At 45.2% G+C, this 20,939-nt stretch carries 15 protein-coding genes; 12 read left to right on the plus strand and 3 right to left on the minus strand.

Annotated elements, in window-relative coordinates; translation table 11 throughout:
* Nucleotides 1–10: 10 nt before the first annotated feature.
* The 4 genes from atpD (at nucleotide 11) to NWE73_RS01155 (ending at nucleotide 5,967) form a co-directional block, all read left to right on the plus strand.
* On the plus strand, nucleotides 11–1,417 hold the full coding sequence (atpD, locus tag NWE73_RS01140) for a F0F1 ATP synthase subunit beta (RefSeq protein ID WP_277576428.1): 1,407 nt from the start codon (nucleotides 11–13) through the stop codon (nucleotides 1,415–1,417).
* A gap of 29 nt (nucleotides 1,418–1,446) precedes the next feature.
* Complete coding sequence (gene atpC / locus NWE73_RS01145; RefSeq protein ID WP_277576429.1) at nucleotides 1,447–1,863, plus strand: ATP synthase F1 subunit epsilon; 417 nt, start codon at nucleotides 1,447–1,449, stop codon at nucleotides 1,861–1,863.
* A 118-nt stretch (nucleotides 1,864–1,981) separates the two neighbouring features.
* Nucleotides 1,982–4,396 (plus strand): ATP-dependent DNA helicase, encoded by a 2,415-nt coding sequence (locus NWE73_RS01150; protein ID WP_277576430.1) that lies wholly within the window; start codon nucleotides 1,982–1,984, stop codon nucleotides 4,394–4,396.
* Nucleotides 4,393–5,967 (plus strand): exonuclease domain-containing protein, encoded by a 1,575-nt coding sequence (locus tag NWE73_RS01155; protein WP_277576431.1) that lies wholly within the window; start codon nucleotides 4,393–4,395, stop codon nucleotides 5,965–5,967. Before NWE73_RS01150 ends, NWE73_RS01155 begins: the two co-directional genes overlap by 4 nt.
* Before the next feature lie 6 nt (nucleotides 5,968–5,973).
* Here NWE73_RS01155 and NWE73_RS01160 read toward each other — a convergent pair whose 3' ends face one another.
* Nucleotides 5,974–7,605 carry a glycoside hydrolase family 3 protein gene (locus NWE73_RS01160; RefSeq protein WP_277576432.1) on the minus strand — a complete coding sequence of 544 codons (1,632 nt, stop codon included), beginning with the start codon at nucleotides 7,603–7,605 and terminating at the stop codon, nucleotides 5,974–5,976.
* 87 nt (nucleotides 7,606–7,692) lie between these two features.
* Between NWE73_RS01160 and NWE73_RS01165 the strand changes: the two genes are divergently transcribed.
* The gene (locus NWE73_RS01165) at nucleotides 7,693–8,412 is read left to right on the plus strand and encodes a hypothetical protein (protein WP_277576433.1); all 720 of its coding nucleotides are present in this window, start codon (nucleotides 7,693–7,695) and stop codon (nucleotides 8,410–8,412) included.
* Here NWE73_RS01165 and mfd read toward each other — a convergent pair.
* Nucleotides 8,409–11,930, minus strand: coding sequence for a transcription-repair coupling factor (gene mfd, locus NWE73_RS01170; RefSeq protein ID WP_277576434.1), 3,522 nt, complete (start codon nucleotides 11,928–11,930; stop codon nucleotides 8,409–8,411). The two genes, NWE73_RS01165 and mfd, sit on opposite strands and share 4 nt — an antisense overlap.
* Before the next feature lie 119 nt (nucleotides 11,931–12,049).
* On the opposite strand from mfd, the gene NWE73_RS01175 reads away from it, so the two are divergent.
* The 7 genes from NWE73_RS01175 to NWE73_RS01205 are packed head-to-tail and all read left to right on the plus strand — an operon-like array spanning nucleotide 12,050 to nucleotide 19,396.
* Nucleotides 12,050–12,418: an NADH-quinone oxidoreductase subunit A gene (locus tag NWE73_RS01175; RefSeq protein ID WP_277576435.1), complete on the plus strand. Its 369-nt coding sequence runs from the start codon at nucleotides 12,050–12,052 to the stop codon at nucleotides 12,416–12,418.
* Between the two features lie 9 nt (nucleotides 12,419–12,427).
* Nucleotides 12,428–13,579, plus strand: coding sequence for a complex I subunit 1/NuoH family protein (locus NWE73_RS01180; RefSeq protein WP_277576436.1), 1,152 nt, complete (start codon nucleotides 12,428–12,430; stop codon nucleotides 13,577–13,579).
* A gap of 10 nt (nucleotides 13,580–13,589) precedes the next feature.
* Nucleotides 13,590–14,126, plus strand: coding sequence for an NADH-quinone oxidoreductase subunit J (locus tag NWE73_RS01185; protein ID WP_277576437.1), 537 nt, complete (start codon nucleotides 13,590–13,592; stop codon nucleotides 14,124–14,126).
* A complete protein-coding gene (nuoK, locus tag NWE73_RS01190) occupies nucleotides 14,116–14,439 on the plus strand; it encodes an NADH-quinone oxidoreductase subunit NuoK (protein ID WP_277576438.1) in 324 nt (107 codons plus the stop codon). Before NWE73_RS01185 ends, nuoK begins: the two co-directional genes overlap by 11 nt.
* A 7-nt stretch (nucleotides 14,440–14,446) precedes the next feature.
* Nucleotides 14,447–16,378 (plus strand): NADH-quinone oxidoreductase subunit L, encoded by a 1,932-nt coding sequence (gene nuoL / locus NWE73_RS01195; protein WP_277576439.1) that lies wholly within the window; start codon nucleotides 14,447–14,449, stop codon nucleotides 16,376–16,378.
* A gap of 4 nt (nucleotides 16,379–16,382) precedes the next feature.
* Nucleotides 16,383–17,936 (plus strand): complex I subunit 4 family protein, encoded by a 1,554-nt coding sequence (locus NWE73_RS01200; protein ID WP_277576440.1) that lies wholly within the window; start codon nucleotides 16,383–16,385, stop codon nucleotides 17,934–17,936.
* Nucleotides 17,936–19,396 (plus strand): NADH-quinone oxidoreductase subunit N, encoded by a 1,461-nt coding sequence (locus NWE73_RS01205; protein ID WP_277576441.1) that lies wholly within the window; start codon nucleotides 17,936–17,938, stop codon nucleotides 19,394–19,396. Before NWE73_RS01200 ends, NWE73_RS01205 begins: the two co-directional genes overlap by 1 nt.
* Before the next feature lie 103 nt (nucleotides 19,397–19,499).
* Here NWE73_RS01205 and NWE73_RS01210 read toward each other — a convergent pair whose 3' ends face one another.
* A complete protein-coding gene (locus NWE73_RS01210; RefSeq protein WP_277576442.1) occupies nucleotides 19,500–20,699 on the minus strand; it encodes a patatin-like phospholipase family protein in 1,200 nt (399 codons plus the stop codon).
* Nucleotides 20,700–20,939 lie beyond the last annotated feature (240 nt).

The raw sequence follows: 20,939 nt of genomic DNA on the forward strand, positions 1-20,939 counted from the left end.
GAGCTGAATAATGGCATTCGGTAAAGTAAAACAGGTATTGGGTCCCGTAGTGGACGTTGAATTTGAAGGCGGAGAACTTCCTGCAATCAATTCTGCTCTTCGTGTTACAAATAAATTTATCTCTGAAACTGAGTATAACCTTGTTCTAGAAGTTGCCCAACATTTGGGTGACGGTGTTGTTAGAGCAATCTCTATGGACCAAACTGAAGGTTTGGTTCGTGGTGAAAAAGTTAAGGCATTGGGAACTCAAATCACTGCACCAGTTGGCCGTGAATCTTTGGGTCGAATCATCAACGTAGTTGGTGAACCAATCGACGAACAAGGTCCAGTAAATGCAAAAGAACACTGGGGTATCCATAGAGCTGCTCCTAAGTTCGAAGAGCAAGCGACATCTGCAGCAATGTTGATGACTGGTATCAAAGTCGTCGACCTTCTTGCTCCATACGCAAAAGGTGGAAAGATCGGTTTGTTCGGTGGTGCGGGCGTTGGTAAAACAGTTCTTATCCAAGAATTGATCCGCAACATTGCTACTGAGCATGGTGGTTTCTCTGTGTTCGCAGGCGTTGGAGAGCGTACTCGTGAAGGTAATGACTTGTGGCAAGAGATGAAACAGTCTGGCGTATTGGCCAAGACTTCACTTGTATTCGGTCAAATGAATGAACCTCCTGGAGCACGTGCGCGTGTTGCATTGACTGGTTTGACTGTTGCTGAATACTTCCGTGACGTTGAAAACCAAGACGTTCTTTTCTTCGTAGATAACATCTTCCGCTTTACACAAGCTGGTGCCGAAGTTTCTGCGTTGTTGGGTCGTATCCCTTCTGCCGTTGGTTACCAACCAACTTTGGCAACTGAGATGGGTGCCCTTCAAGAGCGTATTACTTCAACTAAAAAAGGTTCGATCACTTCAGTTCAAGCGGTATACGTACCAGCCGATGACTACACGGATCCAGCTCCTGCAACAACATTTACTCACTTGGATGCGACTACGAATCTAGACCGTGATATCGCAGCTATGGCGATCTTCCCTGCGGTTCATCCATTGACGTCTACTTCACGTCTTTTGGATCCAACTGTTATCGGTGAAGAGCACTATAAGTGCGCTCGTGACGTTCAAGCTTTGCTTCAACGTTACCGTGAACTTCAAGATATCATCGCGATCCTTGGTATGGACGAGTTGTCTGAATCAGATAAACTTGTTGTATCTCGTTCTCGTAAAATTCAACGTTTCTTGTCTCAACCGTTCTTCGTTGCTGAGCAGTTCACAGGTCTTCCAGGTAAATACGTGGATATCAAAGACACTGTTAAAGGCTTCAAAGAGATTCTTGAAGGTAAACATGACGCTCTTCCTGAGCAAGCATTCTACCTTGTTGGAACTATCGAAGACGTTATCGAGAAAGCTAAAAAACTTCAGGCATAGTCCTGAAGTCTTTTGCGAAAGGTTGATGTATGTTTAAACTGACTATCGTGACTCCAGAGCGCCGCCTTCTTGTCGACCAAGAGGTTGAAGAAGTAACTGTGCCTGGTTTCAAAGGGGAATTAAATATTCTTCCTGGTCACGCGCCTCTAATCACTACGCTAGGAATTGGCGTGATGAGATGGAAGCTTAAAGGTCAAGAAAAGCAATCCCAAGCAGTTATCAGCTGGGGATATTGCCAAGTAAGTACCGAAGGCGTGAATGTGTTGGCAAATGTTGCTAACTTGCCGGAAGAAATCGATCTTGCAGCTACTAAAGAGCAATTAGCTAAGTCTGAGAAGAATGTTCTAAACGAACCAATCGCAGCTACAGACTGGGACGAATTGCAACGTGAGTGGATTTATGCAAGAGCGAAAATCGAAGCTGCTGAAGGCCTTCCTAAGAAGTAATCCTTCACACTCTGATTCTGCAAAAATATATAAAGGCTCAAGTTTTCGAACTTGGGCCTTTTTTATTTAAATAATCCGCCGGTCCATTTGCATTTATGCGATAAGATGACCTCAATCCATGGCGAAAAAAACCACTCAAAGAAAAATTAAAGTCGATATCACTCAGTTTGCGGTTCCTTGTCCGCGGGTGGGCAGTATTGAGCTGTATTCGGGCTATGGTCAGGTTCCGCAGCTGGGGCAGGAGATACACCAGTCCGTTCAACGTCGCCGCATACGCGAGGTCTCGGGCTATGTGGCTGAAAAAAAGATGAGTATCGAGTTTTCTCGGGGCGAATATCTTTTTGTGGTGTCTGGTCGCGCCGATGGATTTATCGAAACGCCGGACTGCCAGATCGAAGAAATCAAGTCAGCATTTGATGTTGAAAGCCTTGAGCGCAAGGTTTCGGGCGACGAAAATCATCCCTATGTTTGGCAGCTTCGCACCTATGGCTACATTCACTACAAACAAACAGGCGAAGTTCCAGAATTGAAAATGTTGTTGGTTTCTTCACGAAACTTCAAGACCAGCGAAATCTATTTTGATTTGGATGTTGAAGAATATGAAGCGTGGCTGGCTTTACGTTTGGCTGAACTGGTTGAGGAAACTAAGATTCGCGAAAAACTATTTAAGAAAAGGGTCGAGATTTCTGAAAATCTTCAGTTCCCTTTTTCATCACCTCGTCCCGGTCAGACGGAGCTGATTTCAAGCATTGAAGAAGGCTTTGCCGAAGAAAAATCGATAGTTGTGCAGGCGCCAACAGGCTTGGGGAAGACAATTGGTGTCTTGTATCCTTCGCTCAAGGACTCTTTGGCGCGAGGGCAGAAGGTTATTTACGTCACTCCTAAAAACTCTCAGCATCAGGTTGCCGAAGAGGCTGTGGATCGCATGCAAGAGTTGGGAGCAACCATTCGTCCGCTGACGATTACGGCTAAAAGCAAGATGTGCTTCAAGGCCGAGCCCATTTGCAATCCGCAGTACTGTGAATATGCCCAAGACTACTATAAGAAAATCGCAGATAACGACCTTGTTAACAAAATTTCCAAACTACGCTCTTTAAGCCAGAAAAAGCTTCGTCAATTAGGTGAAGAGTTTCAAGTTTGTCCCTTTGAACTTTCAGTAGAAGCGATTGAGCGAGCCGATGTGGTGATTGCCGACTATAACTATGTCTTCTCAACCCGAAGTCTTCTGGGGCGCCTGCAGAATCCTTTGTTGGAGCCTGATGAGAAGGCCAACTTAGTTATTGATGAAGCCCATAATCTTCCATCAAGAGCCCAGGACTACTTTTCTCCATCGATATCAACCAGAGAGCTTCGTCAGATTGAGGAACCTTTGCTCAAAGTCGCGAAAAGATTTTCAAAACGTGGATTGGCTTTATGCAAAGAAGCGCAAGATCTCATTGAAGAGTACCGCGGGGAATCGCGTAATATCAGTATAGATTTTGATCCGGTGTTTGAACTTGAGAAAAAGCTTCGTGAATTTATGGCTGAATATCTTGAAGCGGATATTGAAGTACAACCACAGGATGGCGTTCTTCGTTTGACCAATGTTTGGAGCGATTTCGCACAAGCCCTGGAGTTGAAAGGGCCTGAATTTTTTCAAACCTATCAGAAAAACAAAATATTTGGCGAAGACAATGAAACCCTGAAGGTTACCTGTTGTGATGCTTCGGCACATTTAAATGAAATCTATAAGTCGTTCAAAAATGTTGTGGCCTTTTCAGCGACGCTGAAGCCATTCTCTTACTCCTCGAAGCTCTTGGGATTCACTGAAGAATCGACAAAGTGCCTGGAGTTTGTGTCTCCTTTTCCGAAGGAGAATCGCAAGATTATTGTCATTCCACAAATATCTACAAAATACAAAGAGCGCACATTCAGCTCGCCACGAATTGCTGAGGCTATCGAGAAGATCATGGAATTGAAATCGGGAAATTACATTGCCCTATTTCCGAGCTTTGATTTTATGAAGGATGTTGAAAAACATTTGAAACAAACTTTTTACCAGCGTCTGATTCAACAACGAGAAATGAAGGCCGCTCGAGTTGATGACTTTCTTTCCTTCATGAAGAATAACGATCATCCAACTTTGCTACTGGCGGTACAGGGCGGAGTCTTCTCAGAGGGTGTGGATTTCCCTGGGGATATGCTGATTGGTGCGTTTGTCATTGGGCCGGCGCTGCCGACTTTTGACTTTGAGAGAGAACAAATTCGCCAATACTACGAGAAGAGTCACGATAAAGACGAAGCTTTTAACTATACTTACGTATATCCGGCGATGGCTAAAACGATTCAGTCAGCGGGTCGTGTGATTCGTTCAGAAAGTGACAAGGGGATTATCGTCTTGATGGACTCTAGATTCCTGGAAAGTACTTATTCAGAAACAATGCCTCAGGGTTGGTTTAAGGAGTCTCCTCGTGAATTGGTTTCTCAGAAGATTCTTTCTGACATTTCTGAATTTTGGCAAAGTATTGAAAAGGTCAAGGGCGTGGAGTCATGACACTAGCGGAATTGCCTCTGTTCTTTTTGGATTTGCAGACAACTGGATCAAAACCAGATAGTGGGGCTCATATTCTTGAGATGGCCTGGTCTTCATTGAACGGCGATATTGAAAGCACTTTGGTTCAGCTTCCTGCTGATGAGAAAATTCCATATCGCATTCAAATTATCACGGGCATCTTCAATGAAGATATGGAAGCAGCTGTTCCAGTGGCAGAAGTTTTTTCTAGAATTGAAAATAGCTTTTCTGGATTGCCGTGCGTGATTCACTTTGCCCAATTTGAAAAACCTTTTCTGGCACATGCTTACGAACAATTGGGCAAAGAGAATTCTTTAAATATTTTATGCACTCACGAAATAGCCAAGAGACTTTTCCCAAATCTGCCAACCCGCGGGATTAAGGGTCTTGCGGGATACTTCGGTTTTCCTTCTTCAGATCTAAAAAGATCAGCCCAGCAGGTAGCGGCAACGAAGGTCATTTGGAAAGGTCTTGTTGCGGCCTTGGCTGAGCAGGGCATTCATTCCTATGAAGAACTCCAACAATGGCTTCAGATCACGCCGAAAGGGACTCGCACGAAGTATGAGTATCCGCTACCAAAAGAAAAGCGTCTAAGCCTTCCAGACCAGCCGGGCGTTTATCGCATGGTGAGTAAGTGGGATGAGGTGCTGTATGTGGGTAAGGCGACCTCTTTGAAAGATCGCGTGAACAGTTACTTCCGCGGCCAGAAGAATCGCGATCCCCGAAAACTGGAAATGCTAACTCAGACCTATGATCTTCGCGTGACAGTTTGTGGGAGTCCTCTTGAGGCAGCTTTGCTTGAGACTGATGAGATCAAAAGATTGGATCCAAAATATAATATTAGTTTAAAAGCGGGTCAGCGCTCGATTGTATTTTTCAATCGTGATCTGACTGATTTCAACTTTGAGCAGAACGAAGAGTATTGTTTTGGACCTTTTTCGAACCCAATGGTTTTTGATTCCATTCGCAACCTGAGTTCTTGCCTGATTGAAGGTCTTTTCCATGACAATATCTTCTACGAACCCGTTGATGGTGCGTTGGTTGAAAGTGGTTTTGGCTTATTCTGTGAACGAAATAATCTTTGCAAGGAAACTTTCAAATCCGTTCGATCAGTTTTGGCACAGGGGCTTTGGTGGAATCGACAATACGATATTGAAGAGGAAGAGCCGCTTGAAGAAGCAGAGGGTCTTGATGCCGTCGAGTCAGCCGGCGCTGAAGAATTAGACGAAGTCCAATTAACAGCCGAAGATATCGCGGATAAGTTCGAGCGTCACTTTATGCGTGCCGGCCGTTCCTTTCTTCGCGCCAAACAACTAACCCGAATTTTGAATGCCGACATTGATTTTCATATAATGAAAGAAGATCTGAATTCAAAATACCATCTCAAAATTCGCAAGGGTTTTGTAAATAATGAAGCCCCTAGCGACAGAGTAAGAAAAGTTCAACTTTGGAATGGGCTTGATATCGACACATATGATCGCATGAGCGTACTGCTCTCTGAGTTGAATAAAATCGAAACTCAAAATGGTGAAGTTAAAATCCAACCCCTTTGAACGAATTTAGTTTTTTGCGACGGGTGGTGAGGTGAGGCCGAGGATTTCGTTGAGGTGTTCGGCTACTTTTTTGCCTGAGTCTTTGTGATTGAAATAGAGTTGGATGAGTTTGCGGTAGGGACCTTCTTTGGGAATGAGCCCTGGTGAGCCGAGGTTTACCACGATTGTTTTCTTTTTGAGATCATTCGGTAGAGCGCGAAGAAGCTTTGCTGTTTTCTTGCCGGTGACAGCGAGGATGACGACGGGGCATCGACCTTCAGACCATTGCATAATCTCCGTGGCGTCTGAATCGTTGGCGATACGATAAGTTAGGACCTTTGCGGTTGTCGCTGAGACGAAACTATTTAGGAAATCTTTCGTTGGTGAAAGAGCGCAGACTTTTTTTAGTGAGGCGGGAGCGCGAAGTTTCTTAGCTTTTCCAGGCAAGGATCTGGCGATCAGATTGGATTTGATATTTTGTGAGAGAACCTGATCCTCAAGATCGGCGTACTGTTTGGAGCTCAAACTTCCTGAAGATATAAATGAAGGCAGTGCAGGGTCTTTTTTGTAGATATTTGCGAATGCTTTGACCATAAGAATACGGTGCAGTTTTGCGTTGAGTTCTTTCGCTGAGATCTCTTTATCCACGACTGCTTTTCTTACGGTGCGAATAGCTTTTTCTTGGTCGGCAAACGACCAGGTGAGCATGACAATATCGGCACCAGCTTTAATCGCCTTAAGGGCCGCCATCTCTGGTCGAAGCAATTGTTTTGAACCCTTCATTTGCAAATCATCTGTGACGACCAGGCCTTTGTATTTCAAATCATCGCGCAAAAGATTTGTGGATATCTTTGAGGAAAAACTGGCAGGCTCACGACTTGAATCAAGTGCCGGATAGATTGAGTGAGAGAGCATCACTGCGATGTTATTTCCCAGAGAGGAATATCCCTGAAATGGAATGAGATCCTTTGCCTTAAGAGAAGAAATGGAGGCGACGTTTTTCACTATAGTTGTGTGTGGATCGGCTTTTAGATCCCCAGTCCCAGGGAAGTGTTTTGCAGTGGGAATGACTCGGGAGCGCATTAAACCCTTTGAATAAGCGACCCCCAGCTCTTTGACCAATTCAGGATCTGCACCAAAGGATCGAACGCCAATGAAGCTTGTCGAAAATGGATTCGCTACATCGAGGACGGGTGCTAAATTCATGTTAAAGCCCACTTCTCGCAGGAACAAACCAGTTTGATATCCCATCTCCTCTGCTAGAAGTGGTGATTGTGTTTGTCCGATGGCCAAGGCATTCGGTGGAGCGGGGTCAATCGGCAGCCGAGAGACAGCTCCGCCTTCTTGATCTATGGCAATGAGTGGGGGCAATTTTGAACTCTTATAGGCTGCTTGATAGAGGCTGGCATTCAAGGCGGTGATTTGCTGAACAGAATGCACGTTTCGTTTGAATAGAAGGAAAGCACCTGGTTTGTGGGTCGCAATAAATTTATGAAGGTCCTTATCCATGGCAGTGTTAGGAAAGCCAACGATAAAGAGTTGCCCGACCTTTTCGTCGACAGTCATCGCTGAGATTTTGGCATCAATAATTTGATCGAGGGATTTTCCTTGAGCTAGAACAAGGGCGGGAAAAATACAAATCAGTATAGTAAAGCTCAAAATCCTAGAAATTTCCCTGATATACTTGCACATAGGATTAGAGTACCACTCGCCAAATGCGAGAATAGACGAGATTTGAGATACAGCATGAAATTGCACCAAAGTCTTAATATCATTTTTGCTCTTTTATTGGCTCTCGGGGCTCTGCCATCAATGGCTGCGACAGAAGGCCAGTCTCTGGTGGAAATGAGAGTGGCGCAGGATGCTTTGGCGCCTTACCGCGATCGTCGCGGAACCAATGGAATGTTCATCGGAATCGATTACGAACCCCTGGTGCTAAAAAACTTTTTTTCAACGGAAGACGGTGCGACTTACAAAGACATCTTTGGGTCTGATGGAGTTCCTTTAGTTCATTTGTCGATCGACTATAAGTTCAATTTTATGTTAGGGGCACTTACGGCCGGTGCCGATATTGGAATGGGTAGTATCACGGGTAATTCCTCAAGAAAACTTGATGTGATGAAATATGGCGGAGGTGCGAGATACGTGGCCGATGCACTACTACCTGAACCATATATTGCTCCGTATGTAGGAGTTAATTTTTGGAAGATGCAAACGAAAGAGACTCTTACTTCGGGCGATACAATCTCAGAGACGACCGATATTGGATACAATTATACAGTTGGATTGCTGATCCAACTTGATTGGCTCGATTATGAAACTGCAAAGCAGGCGACCTTTAATTACGGCCTAGAAAATACATACATCGATATCTACGCCACCCAATATGCAAAAACCGGAAATCAAGCCGACGTCAATACTGAGACCGATGTGCTTTGGGGCGCAGGCCTCAAATTTGAATTCTAAATCTGCTTTAAAAGTTGTTCTAGTTCGGCGTGGACCGCGGACCAACTGATAGTCGCGAGCTTGATGTTCAGGCGATTGTCTGGCGTGAGAGAATACTTTTTATTCTCACGAACGGCCAACTGAATAACCGTTTCAGGTTTGAGTTTGGTTTTCTCTGTGAAGATCAATGAAATAGATTTTACTCCGGCACTGATATCACGAACGCCCAACTCTTTACACTGGCGACGGATGAGCATTAATCCCATCAAATTCAAAGTTTGATCTGGAATTGGACCGAATTGATCACGCAATTCTTCTTCAATGCGATCAAGATCTTCGTTTGAAGTGATATCAGCCAACGCCTTATAATATCCAAGACGAATACGGATGTCTTTGATGTAGCTGTCAGGAATAAGCGCAGGGATCTTTAAGTTGATCTCTGGATCTAACTCCATGTCCTCGATCACTTCACCTTTTGCTTCCGCGAGAGCTTCATTTAATAGATCCATATAGAGCTCATAGCCGACCGTATTCACGTGACCGGACTGCTCTTCGCCTAAAATATTTCCAGAACCGCGCAATTCAAGATCGTACTGGGCGATCTTAATTCCACTGCCCAAAGCGGTATTCTCCTGGATGATCTTTAGTCGCTCTTGCTGATCTTTATCGAGCTTTCTATTTCTTGGCATCATCAGGTAGCAGTAAGCGCGGGTCTTACTTCTGCCGACACGGCCGCGCAATTGATAGAGCTGTGACAGGCCAAACATATGAGCGGAATCAATGAACATCGTATTGGCTCGAGGAACGTCCATTCCGGATTCAACGATCGCAGTACAAATAAGCACGTCAATTTCATGATGGAAGAAAGCGAGCATCGCTTTTTCCAGCTCATGTTCTTCCATTTGTCCGTGTGCTACGCGAATGCGCGCTTCCGGCACAATCTGACGAATTTCATCAGCCAGCCCATAAAGAGACTCGATGCGATTATGAATAAAGTAGATCTGTCCACCGCGAGAGATCTCTGCGGTGATGGCCTTACGAATGGTCTCTTCGTCGAACTTTGTAACAAAGGTTCTAGTTGGCAGGCGATCGACGGGAGCCGTATTGATCAAACTTAAATCACGAATTCCCACCAAGGCCATGTTCAATGTTCTTGGAATCGGTGTCGCAGACAGAGTTAAAGTGTCCACGCTGGTTTTGATTTTTTTGATTTTCTCTTTGTGAGTAACGCCGAATTTTTGTTCTTCGTCGATAATCAAAAGCCCCAGATCTTTATAACCAATGGTTGAACCTAAGAGCTTGTGTGTTCCAACAACAAGATCGACTTTGCCATCTTTAAGATCTTGAATAGTCTTTTTTGCCTCGGCTGGAGTCACAAAACGATTTAAAACGCGAATGTCGACCGGCCATCCCTCGAAACGTTTTTTGAAAGTCTCGAAATGCTGGAAGGTCAGTACAGTGGTCGGAGCCAGGACAGCAACTTGTCTTCTAGCTTGAATTGCAAAGAAGGCGGCGCGCATGGCAACTTCAGTCTTTCCAAAGCCCACGTCGCCGCAAACCAAACGATCCATGGGTTTCGTGGATTTTAGATCCCTCAAGATATCGTTGATGGCACGCAACTGATCGTCAGTTTCTTCGTAAGGGAAACCATTTTCAAAGAGCGCAATTTCTTCCTCTTTAAAGACAAAAGGAGGTCGGTGCATTTCCGCACGTTTTGCATACAGCGCAAGAAGTTCGGAGGCGATGTCTTTGACGTGGGATTTAACTTTCGCCTTGGTTTTTTCCCAGGCTGTTCCACCAAGCTTATCCAGAACACTGGTTGCTCCAGCTCCGGAAAACTTCTGCAGTTGTCCTACGCGATACACTGGAAGATAAAGCTTATCTTTATCCTTGTAACTTAATTGAATGAACTCAGAGTCAACGCCTCCGATGTTCATAATCTTGAGGCCTTCGTAAACACCGATACCGTGCTTGATATGGACCACGTGATCGCCAGGCTTCAAGTCACCAAAGGCCAAACGTTTTGCTTGCTTCTGGAAATCTTGAGCCGCTGAAGAATCACGCGAGCGAGCCTTCTTTCCATAGAAATCTTCGTCGCGTAGGAAAATAATTTGTTCTTCATCAAAACGAAGACTGTCGGCTAGATAGCGCGGAACAATGTGAATGAGCTGCTTGTTGCCGTCTTGTTCCTGCAACCAACTATCCCACTTGTATTCGTCAGCGGTCACGCGAACTGCTTTAAGCTCGAGCTTTTCAAATATCAAAGCAAGTCGATCGATATGCGATTGATTTTTAGTCCCAACAAAAACGCGATAGCCGTCGTCTCGCCACTTGTGGAGTTTATTGGTGGCGGCTTGCAACCATAATTCAGAGCCGACTGCATTTGCCAGACTCAGATTGGTAAAGTCTTGAGTAAGTGAGGTCTTATATTCCACGCGCACATCATCAGACCCTTCAGATTCGAAGTATTCCAATGAAGAGAAATAAAGTTGCCGAGATTTTTCTGGATAAGGTAGTTTATCAAACTGACTATAGAGCTCATCCAGCTCCGGCCGTATGACGTGTGCCTCGCTACTTGCGTAGTCCGCCTTAAGCTCCGCCCAGAATTCATCGGCGCATCGGGATATTTCAATTGGATCTAAAAAGAAGACATTCAAGGCGCCAGAAAAATGATCCAGTGGCGAAGCCAGTTCGCCGTAAAAATAGGGAAGTAGAAACTCAATGCCTGGGAATGTATTCTTTAACACCAGAGAGCGCAGCATCTCGTCCGCTTCGGCCTTATCAACCGCGCGACCATCAATACTTTTGCGAACTCGTTGAAGAAGTTTTTCGTGCAGTTCATCGCGGAAAAGAATTTCGCGAGCAGGGCACAGCTGGAAGGACTGAATTTCGTCGGCACTTCTTTGATCGGCGACACTGAAGTGACGAATCGATTCGATTTGATCACCAAAAAGATCCAAACGAACGGGCATATTCTCTGTCGGTGGGAAGATATCTACGATTCCACCGCGCAAAGCATATTGACCCTTATCTTCCACCATCGGAGCCGAAACATATCCGAGAGTGTTTAAATACCCCGCAATATCTTCCGGAAGTTCGTCGCCAGATTTCAAAGTTCGGGTGAACTCTTTCAAGATTTTCGGCGGCAAAGTCTTTTGCATCAATGCGTCAGACGAGGATATGAAGATTTCTCCGGGTTTTGCGGTCTGGGCTCTGGTGAGAAAATTCAGTCGATCCGAGACGCTTTGAGTGTTTGGATAAAGACCCGAATACGCAGAAACGTCGAAGGCTGAAAGAATCGCGCTCTGACGGAGTGGGTCAAAGAACTCAATCAGTTGTTGAAGTTCGATGGCCTCACCGTGACTGCCAACAACAACTAAGTGCGGCAAGCTGTTGATTTTTTTAGAGTAAGTTTGAGACAAAAAGAAAGCAAGCGCGAGCGGCGAGGAGGCTCCCGTGACTTGAATTTTTCCGCGCGATGTTTCGAAGGCCCGTTCGAGGATAGACTCGAGCCTTGTATGAGTCATTTCTGCTTTCATTTTGTGGGCTTATCTTGCCATGCTTATCACTCTGTTTGCATTCTAATTTCTTGGATTTCGCAGACGACACATATATAACTAATTGAAATCCAAATAATAACGACAACTTTGGAGGGTTTGTGCCACTCGGTGGAGTCATTTTCATCGTCATTTTTATTGCTCTGTTTGGAGCTTTTTTAGTCTGGCTTTCTATTAAGACAGGCGGAAAAGTTCATTATCACCCGGTTAAGTATGAACCCTACGAGTGCGGTCTTCCTTCGCTCGATAAGAAAGATACGAAAGTATCGGTAAAATACTATCTTACGGCGATTCTCTTTATCCTTTTCGATATTGAGATCATCTTCATGTATCCATGGGCGACTACTTTCCGTGAGTTTATTGCTTCCGGTCAGGGTGCTGTGGTTTTTGGATCAATGATCTTCTTCTTGGCCGTGTTCATCTTCGGCTTGTTCTGGGAAGTAAAATCAAAAGCATTGGAATGGGATTAATCAATGAACATGGGTAAAGACGCATTCGAAATTATTGTTAACGGGCTTAAGCTCGTTATTATCTTTTTGATGATCGTACAACTCGTGCCAATCCTTGTATGGGTTGAGCGTCGTGGTTCTGCGTTTATTCAAAATCGCTTGGGACCAAATCGCGTAGGACCTTTGGGTTTGATGCAGTTGTTGGCCGATGCGGTTAAATTCTTAACGAAGGAAGCCTTCGTTCCGGATACAGCGAAGCCGTTGTTGTACTATGCAGCTCCAATCTTCGCGTTGATTCCAGGAGCTGTAGCATTCGCGGCGATTCCAATGTCGACACCTTTTACGGTGGGAACTTTTGAATTGTTCGGGCAAACATGGGGTCCTTATACTTTCCTGGTTCAAGGTTACGACATCGGTATCGGTATCGTTTTCATCTTGGGCGTTTCTTCTTTGGCTGCTTACACGTTGTTGATGGCAGGTTGGGGATCAGGAAATAAGTATTCTTTGATGGGTGCTTTGCGTGCTTCGGCGCAAACAATTTCTTACGAATTGGCACTAGGTCTTTCAATCGTTGGTGTGATCATGATGTATGGCACATTCAATTTGAGCGAAATGATCGGAATGCAACAAGGTGGCCTGCACTTCACTTTCATGGGTTACACGATCGCTGCAAACTGGTTGCCTAACTGGGGTATCTTCTATCAACCACTGGGTGCTTTGTTGTTCTTCACTGCGACTTTTGCGGAATCCAATCGTCTGCCATTCGACTTGGCAGAGGGCGAAGCAGAGTTGGTAGCGGGTTTCCACACTGAGTACGGTGGCTTCAAATTCAATATGTTCTTCATCGGTGAGTACGGCCATATGATGGTTGCTGCCGGTTTGATGATCATCTTCTTCTTTGGTGGCTACAGCATTCCTTATGTGTCTGTTGATCAAGTTCATCAATGGGCGGCTTCAGTAACTTCAACGCCAAACTGGGCAAGTGCTTTGACGGCCTTGATCCACTTCTTGGTGTTCAATGTGAAGTTCTTTGCTTTCCTTTGGATATTTATCTGGGTTCGTTGGACTCTTCCTCGCTTCCGTTACGATCAGTTGATGGATTTGGGTTGGAAAACAATGCTTCCTTGGGCTTTGGGTAACACGATCCTCACGGCTTTCGTGATTTACATAGCGTCATTGTAAGGAGACTAAAGTGACAGCAGATTCTTTTCTATTTTGGTTCTTAGCAATCGTAACTTTAGGCTCTGGTCTAAGCGTTGTGTTGTTGAATAACCCTATCTATTCAGCGCTTTCATTGGCGATGACGATGGTAGGGATCTCTGCCTTGTTCGTAACTTTGAATGCTTTCTTTATTGCGGGCGTTCAGTTGATCGTTTACGCGGGCGCCGTGATGGTATTATTCACGATGGTAATCATGCTTTTCGACTTGAAACATGATGTGGCGGCTTTCACTCGCGGAAAACTTTCGGGCCTGTTGAAAATTGCTTCCGTAGGTTTGTTGGCGGGTTTGATTGTTGGCGCAATCGTTATGTCGGTTGGTCTGCTGACTGAAAAAACAACGGACAATCCGGTTCTTCAAGGAACAGGCATGGAGTCTACAAAAGCTCTGGGCCATATTCTTTACACCAAATACCTTTTCGGATTTGAAGCTCTTGGCGTTTTGCTTCTGGTGATCGCTGTGGGTGCGGTAGCTCTTTCTCGCAGTAAAGGCGGAACACATGAACACTAGTTTCATCAATGAAATTGGCCTTACACACTACTTGGTTTTGGCAGCAATTCTATTTGTGATCGGAATGGCGGGGGTTCTTCTTCGTCGTAACGTGATCGTTCTTTTGATGTCGATCGAGCTTATGCTGAACTCTGTGAATTTAACATTCGTGGCGTTCAGTAAATATCTTGGCAACCTTGATGGTCACATCATGGTTTTCTTCGTAATGACAATCGCAGCAGCGGAAGCCGCTGTTGGTTTGGCCCTTGCGGTATCAATCTTTAAACGTTTCAACGAAGTAAATATTCGCTTCTTTGAACACTTGAAAGGGTAAGTAGACAATGAATCATTCTCTTTTGATGGCCATTGTGATTCTTAGCCCGCTTGTTGGTTTCCTAATCAACGGCGCTAGATACAAAAAACATTCTGGCAACGTAGCCGGAACGATTGCGACCTTGGCTGTCGCAATCTCTTTCATCTGTTCGATCCTTCTTGTTGTTGATCTTGTTGCGATGCCTGCGGAAGCGCGTCGTATCGCGGTCAGCTTCTTTGAGTGGATGGCGATGGATAAATTGAAAATCAATGCGGGATTTGTGGTCGACCAAATCAGCGCCATCATGATCTTGATCATCACGGGCGTTGGTACTTTGATCCACTTGTTCTCTATTGGTTACATGCACCACGATAAAGGTGTGGCGAAATACTTCGCGTACCTGAATCTGTTCATCTTTAATATGTTGTTGCTAGTTCTTGGTGACAGCTTGTTGGTGATGTTCGTCGGCTGGGAAGGTGTGGGACTTTGTTCTTACCTCTTGATCGGTTTCTGGTTCACAGATTCAGAAAAAGCAGCTGCGGGCATGAAAGCATTCATCACGAACCGTGTTGGTGATGCCGCTTTCCTTCTGGGTATGTTTGTTCTGTTCATGACTTTCGGTACTTTGAACTTCAGCGAGTTGAATGCTTTGGCGCCAACAGTTGCGGAAGCTTCTTGGTTGGGTGCTGTGACTTTGGGAACAATGTTCTTGTTCATCGGAGCGACTGGTAAATCTGCTCAGATTCCATTGTACGTTTGGCTTCCAGACGCGATGGCAGGTCCAACTCCGGTTTCAGCGTTGATCCATGCGGCGACGATGGTTACTGCAGGTGTTTATATGATCGTGCGTTTGAATCCTCTTTTCATCATGGCTCCAAATACTATGATGGTGATTGCGATCATCGGCGCGGCGACGGCAGTTTTGGCGGCGACAATTGGTATGACCCAATGGGATATCAAAAAGGTTCTTGCTTACTCTACTGTTTCGCAACTTGGTTACATGTTCTTGGCATGTGGTGTGGGCGCATTCGGAGCAGCGATGTTCCACTTGATGACTCACGCATTCTTCAAGGCTTTGATGTTCTTGGGTTCAGGTTCTGTGATCCACGCGATGCATGAAGAGCAGGATATTCGTAAAATGGGCGCGTTGAAAAAGTACATGCCAATCACGCATATTACATTCCTTCTTGGCTGGTTGGCGATCATCGGGGTTCCACCATTTGCAGGATTCTTCTCTAAGGATGAAATCTTGGCTTATGCTTTCAACTCACCACTGGGTTCTCCTTGGTTGTGGGCTGCGGGTGCGTTGGGTGCGACTTTGACTGCATTCTATATGACTCGTTTGATGGCTTTGACTTTCTGGGGCAAAAGCCGCGTTCCATCTGATGTACATCCGCACGAATCTCCTGCTTTGATGACGATTCCTTTGATCGTTCTTGCAGTATTGTCAGTAATCGGTGGTTGGATCGGTATTCCACATGTAATCGGCGAGCATTTGGGCGAAATCCCAAATATCTGGGAGCACTGGTTGCACCCATTGATTCGCGAAGTTCCGAACATGCACCATATGGAAGCTTCAACTGAGTGGACTTTGATGGGCGTTTCAGTCGGTCTTGCAGTGGTTTCTGCGATCGTAGCTTATCAGTTCTATGTGAAGTCACCGGAAGCTCCGAAGAAATTCGCGGCAAGCATCAAGCCTGTCTACAACCTTGTTTATAACAAGTACTTCGTAGACGAGGCGTATTTCGGCGGAATCATTAATCCTTTAGTAAACGGCAGCAAGAACCTTTGGTACTACGTTGACGTGAACTTGATTGATAAATGTACTTTCTGGATTGGTGATTTGATGAAGGGAATGGGCTCATTGTCCCGTTCTCTACAAACCGGAAATTTCCAGCAATATGCGATGTACATCGGTATCGGTGTTGTAGTCGTTCTATCCTTTGTGATCATGAGGTAATGGTATGATCCTGAGTGCAATTGTTTTTCTACCTCTTTTGTTCGCTTTGATCGTAGCCGTGTGGCCGAACGCTAAAACGCTTCGCCATTTGGCTTTGGGTCTTTCAGTGATCGAGTTCCTTTTAAGCCTTGTGATCTTGCAACAGTTCGATGCGAATTCTGCAAGCCTTCAAATGGTTGAGAAGTTTATGTGGATCGAGCGTTTCGGAATTCAATACTTCATGGGGATCGATGGGATCTCTTTGTGGTTGGTTCTTTTGACGACCTTCCTTACTCCGATCATCATCCTGGCAAGCTGGACATCGATTTCAGAGAAAGTTAAGGGCTTCCACGTTTGTATGTTCATTCTACAAACGGCGATGCTTGGTACTTTCCTGGCAATGGATGCGGTTTTCTTCTATACGTTCTGGGAATTGTCACTGGTTCCGATGTACTTCATGGTGGGTATCTGGGGCGGCGCTCGCAGAATTTATGCGACTGTTAAGTTCTTTATCTTCACAATGGCGGGTTCGGTTCTAATGCTTGTTGCGATCATCTATATGATGTATCTGACACAAGAAGTGACTGGCCACATGAGCGCGAGTCTTCTTGATTTCTACAAATTGAAGATTCCATTCGTGGGCGGAACTTTCTTCAGCCTTCAAACATTGTTGTTCTTTGCTTTTGCATTGGCATTCGCAATCAAAGTTCCGGCGTTCCCGGTTCATACTTGGTTGCCAGATGCCCACGTTGAAGCTCCAACTCCGGGCTCTGTTATTCTGGCCGGTGTGATGTTGAAAATGGGTACTTACGGTTTCTTGCGCTGGGTGATTCCACTCTTCCCTGAGGCTTCTGAGTACTGGGCTTGGTTGTTCATGTTGATCGGTACTGTGGGAATTATCTACGGTGCTTTGGTGGCGATGGTTCAACCGGATGTGAAAAAGCTGGTCGCATATTCTTCAGTTTCTCACATGGGCTATATTCTTCTTGGTCTCTTCGCTTTCAATGCTTACGGTATTGGCGGTGGATTGTACCAAATGCTGAATCACGGTATCTCAACAGGTGCTCTGTTCATCTTGATCGGTATGATTTACGAAAGAACGCATTCTCGCGAAATTTCCAAATACGGCGGCTTGGCTGGTGTATTGCCGATCTTCACGATTTTCTTCTTTATCATCACTTTGTCTTCGATTGCGGTTCCTATGACGAACGGTTTCGTGGGCGAGTTCATGATCTTGCTTGGTACTTTCAAAGCGGCTCCGGCTTTTGCTTACTTCGCAGTTCTTGGCGTGGTGCTTGGCGCGGTTTACATGCTATGGATGTTCAAACGCGTATTCTTTGGTCCACAAGGGGAGCTTGTTAAAGATGAGCATCATCCACTTCATGACTTGAATACTCGTGAGATCGCGGTTCTTGTTCCTATGGTTATTATGGTGTTCTGGATGGGTTTATTCCCGAACAACTTCTTGAATTATTCTAAGGCAAGTATCGACTTCCTGGTTAACAACAAGAATAACTACAACCTTACTATTGCTACACCTGGTGCTGCTACAACAACTCAAGCACAGGGAGGTAACTAATGAATTCGACTGTTGGACTTAGCGATATCTTGTTGATCTCTCCAATGATCGCATTGTTCCTTACGAGCTTGATCCCTTTGACCTTGAAAGTGTTGCGCGGCAACCGCGAGCAAAGCCCTATCGTGACTTTGACTCAAGGTTTGATTGGTATCGTGATTGCGATTGCATTGTTGATGGTGTTCGGTGGAGCCGGCAAAACGGCTTTCAACAACGGATTGATCTTTGATGGTGTGACTCAGTGGATGAGCGTGATTGCTTTGTTTGCTGCGGGCGCTTCAATGATCATGATGTACGAAAATCCAGCGACAACAGGAAAACAATTCTCTGAATTGATTTTCTTGGCGATGTCTTCTGCGGTGGGCATGTTGATCTTGGTTGCAGCGGTGGATCTTTTGATGGTCTTTATCGGTCTGGAAATGATGTCTTTGGCATTGTATCTAATGATCGCGATGAGCCACGAAGAGAAGCTTTCCAAAGAAGCGGCTTTGAAATACTTCGTGCTTGGTTCTTTCGCCTCTGCGATTTTCTTGTACGGCGTGGCCTTCATCTTCGGTTCAACCGGTGGCACAAATATCTTGAGCTTCATGGAAAATGCGTCTGAACTTATTCAAACTTCTCGTTTGTTCTTGTTCGGTATTACTTTTGTGATCTTGGGTTTCTGCTTCAAGGTTTCAATTGCTCCATTCCATGCTTGGACTCCTGATGTTTATCAGGGTGCTCCGACTCCGCACACTGCCTTCATGGCAACAGCGGTGAAAGCGGTTTCTTTCGCAGCGTTCTTACGTGTGATTGCAACGAAGTCGTTGATTGGATCAGACCATTTGTTTGATATCCTTCAATGGTTGGCTGTTATCACAATGATCGTGGGTAACACTGCGGCGATTTTGCAAAACAACTTCAAACGTATGATTGCTTACTCTTCAATTGCTCACTCCGGCTATGTTCTAGTTGGTGTGATCACGGCGGGCGTGAGTGACAACGGAGCCTTCGGTGCTTCTGGAGTTATTTTCTATCTGCTTAGTTACTCATTGATGACTTTGGGTGCTTTCGCGATCGCTGGCATGATGGAAAAATCTGAAAGCCATATCGTGAATATCGATGATCTTGCAGGTTTCGCAAAACAAAGACCAATGCTGGCGCTTTGTATGACGGTGTTCTTGCTTTCACTAGCAGGTATTCCGCCAACTTTGGGCTTCTTCGGTAAGTTCTACATGTTCAATGCGGCGATCGGTGAAGGTCTTCTTTGGTTGGCAATCTGGGGTATGTTGAATTCTGTTATCGCAGTTTACTACTACCTACGCCCAATCGTAGTTATGTACATGAAAGATGGCGACGCGGAAATCGCGGCACGTCCACTTAACGCAACAACAGTGACAGTCGTTGCAATGGCTTTGGCGATCGTACTCATGGGCTTCATGTCAGGCCCACTTTTCGCAGCCGTAGAAAAAAGCCTTCTTTAATCAGAACGCCCAAATTCAAAAGCACACAAAAAACCCCGGCCAAAACCGGGGTTTTTTCTTAGAGGTGTCTGCCATCTTATCGGAAAAGATGGCAGGCACCTTTTTAGATGTCGTGTTGGCGGAGGATATTGATGGCTGATTTGAAGCCGATTCGGACTATGCGGGCCAGGATTTCGGGGTTGAGACTGAAATGGTCGACGAAGAACATTTCGTAGTTTTGTGGGCGAGGGGCGATGTAGATGTAATCTACTTCGGGGCGGTGGTTTACCTTTTCCCGTATGATTTGTAGGAGCTTTTCACGGTGTTCATTTGGAACATCGGCTTGTTTTAAGTAACCATCGACAGCGTTGTAGATGTTTTTGATGTCGGTTTGGTTTTGGATATGCTTGGCAATCTTCTGTTGTACGACCTGATACAAAGCTTGGTTCAATATCAAAGGGATTCCGTACTTGTGCAGGGAACCCATCTCTTCGGTGTAGTGGTAAGGCTGAATTGAGTAAGAGGAAATGACTAAGTCAGCTCCGTTATCAGCAGCTACGTGAGTTGAAAGGGTGTCCCTGATCTCGCCATCATAATAGAAGATCTCTTTGCCATCAGGGCGTTTGATTCCATAAGGAGCAAACACGGGTGGTAAGGACGTGGAGGCTGCTACCGCCTCACTGATGGTTGAATAATTGATGTACTTGGTATTACTAGTTTTGAAAGACTCGTGGAAATTCCCGAAGATAGCTTTCCTTGAGTGATTGAGTTGTGTACCTACGATGAACAGTTCCACACCTAAACGAGCGAAGTCGTTGTCGATGAGGACCTCCTTACGCAGATAACTTTCAATTCCGCGGGTTGAAAACAGGCCGTTGAGTTTCAAACCGTTTTTCAGAAGAGACTCAATGCCTCCGCTCACCAAGGTTTTATCCAACAGAGTGCGGGGAATAAACTTCAAGAGACCGCTTGAATTCAAATTGAAAATATCGCGATAAGAAATCGGCTTCAAATAACGAAGATCTGATTTATCGAAAGAAGGATTAGTTCCAGATCCGATTTGAAAGGCGTTAATCAAAGATTCCACTGGATAGCCAGCACCCAAAATCGAAGCGACAAAAGCTCCAGCGCTAGACCCGACATAACAACGAATGGTCATGGGATCGTCTTCGTTCGTGTTTTGACGCACCATCTCTTTAGTGCCACCAGCGAACTTGAAACCTTTTTCCTGTAAAGCTAAGCAAACGCCAATATGGAAGGCGGCGGCTTTGATGCCTCCTCCACTTAATACCAGGGCTACTTTCTTTTTATCTTTAATACGCATATTGATGACTTAAGTATCTGATTTCCTTTGGCCGCGAGCAAAGAGTTCTTTATTTGACCACGCAAAACTACAGACAAAAGCATGCATAGTCAGACTTAGGTCCAGTGACCAAGAGTTGAATAGCCAGATCAAGGTCCTGTTTTTTCTTGAATTTGGATAAGTATTCACACTAAATTTGACAGACTGAAGTCCTGTGATAAGTTTGATTACGCAAGCTGAGTAGGGCTGACCACCTAACCC

Source organism: Bdellovibrio svalbardensis (assembly GCF_029531655.1).
GTDB lineage: Bacteria > Bdellovibrionota > Bdellovibrionia > Bdellovibrionales > Bdellovibrionaceae > Bdellovibrio > Bdellovibrio svalbardensis.

Coding starts and splice junctions, on each gene's coding strand:
- atpD (WP_277576428.1), top strand. CDS start 11: ATGGCATTCGGTAAAGTAAAACAGGTATTGGGTCCCGTAGTGGACGTT.
- atpC (WP_277576429.1), top strand. CDS start 1,447: ATGTTTAAACTGACTATCGTGACTCCAGAGCGCCGCCTTCTTGTCGAC.
- NWE73_RS01150 (WP_277576430.1), top strand. CDS start 1,982: ATGGCGAAAAAAACCACTCAAAGAAAAATTAAAGTCGATATCACTCAG.
- NWE73_RS01155 (WP_277576431.1), top strand. CDS start 4,393: ATGACACTAGCGGAATTGCCTCTGTTCTTTTTGGATTTGCAGACAACT.
- NWE73_RS01165 (WP_277576433.1), top strand. CDS start 7,693: ATGAAATTGCACCAAAGTCTTAATATCATTTTTGCTCTTTTATTGGCT.
- mfd (WP_277576434.1), bottom strand. CDS start 11,930: ATGAAAGCAGAAATGACTCATACAAGGCTCGAGTCTATCCTCGAACGG.
- NWE73_RS01180 (WP_277576436.1), top strand. CDS start 12,428: ATGGGTAAAGACGCATTCGAAATTATTGTTAACGGGCTTAAGCTCGTT.
- nuoK (WP_277576438.1), top strand. CDS start 14,116: ATGAACACTAGTTTCATCAATGAAATTGGCCTTACACACTACTTGGTT.
- nuoL (WP_277576439.1), top strand. CDS start 14,447: ATGAATCATTCTCTTTTGATGGCCATTGTGATTCTTAGCCCGCTTGTT.
- NWE73_RS01200 (WP_277576440.1), top strand. CDS start 16,383: ATGATCCTGAGTGCAATTGTTTTTCTACCTCTTTTGTTCGCTTTGATC.
- NWE73_RS01205 (WP_277576441.1), top strand. CDS start 17,936: ATGAATTCGACTGTTGGACTTAGCGATATCTTGTTGATCTCTCCAATG.
- NWE73_RS01210 (WP_277576442.1), bottom strand. CDS start 20,699: ATGCGTATTAAAGATAAAAAGAAAGTAGCCCTGGTATTAAGTGGAGGA.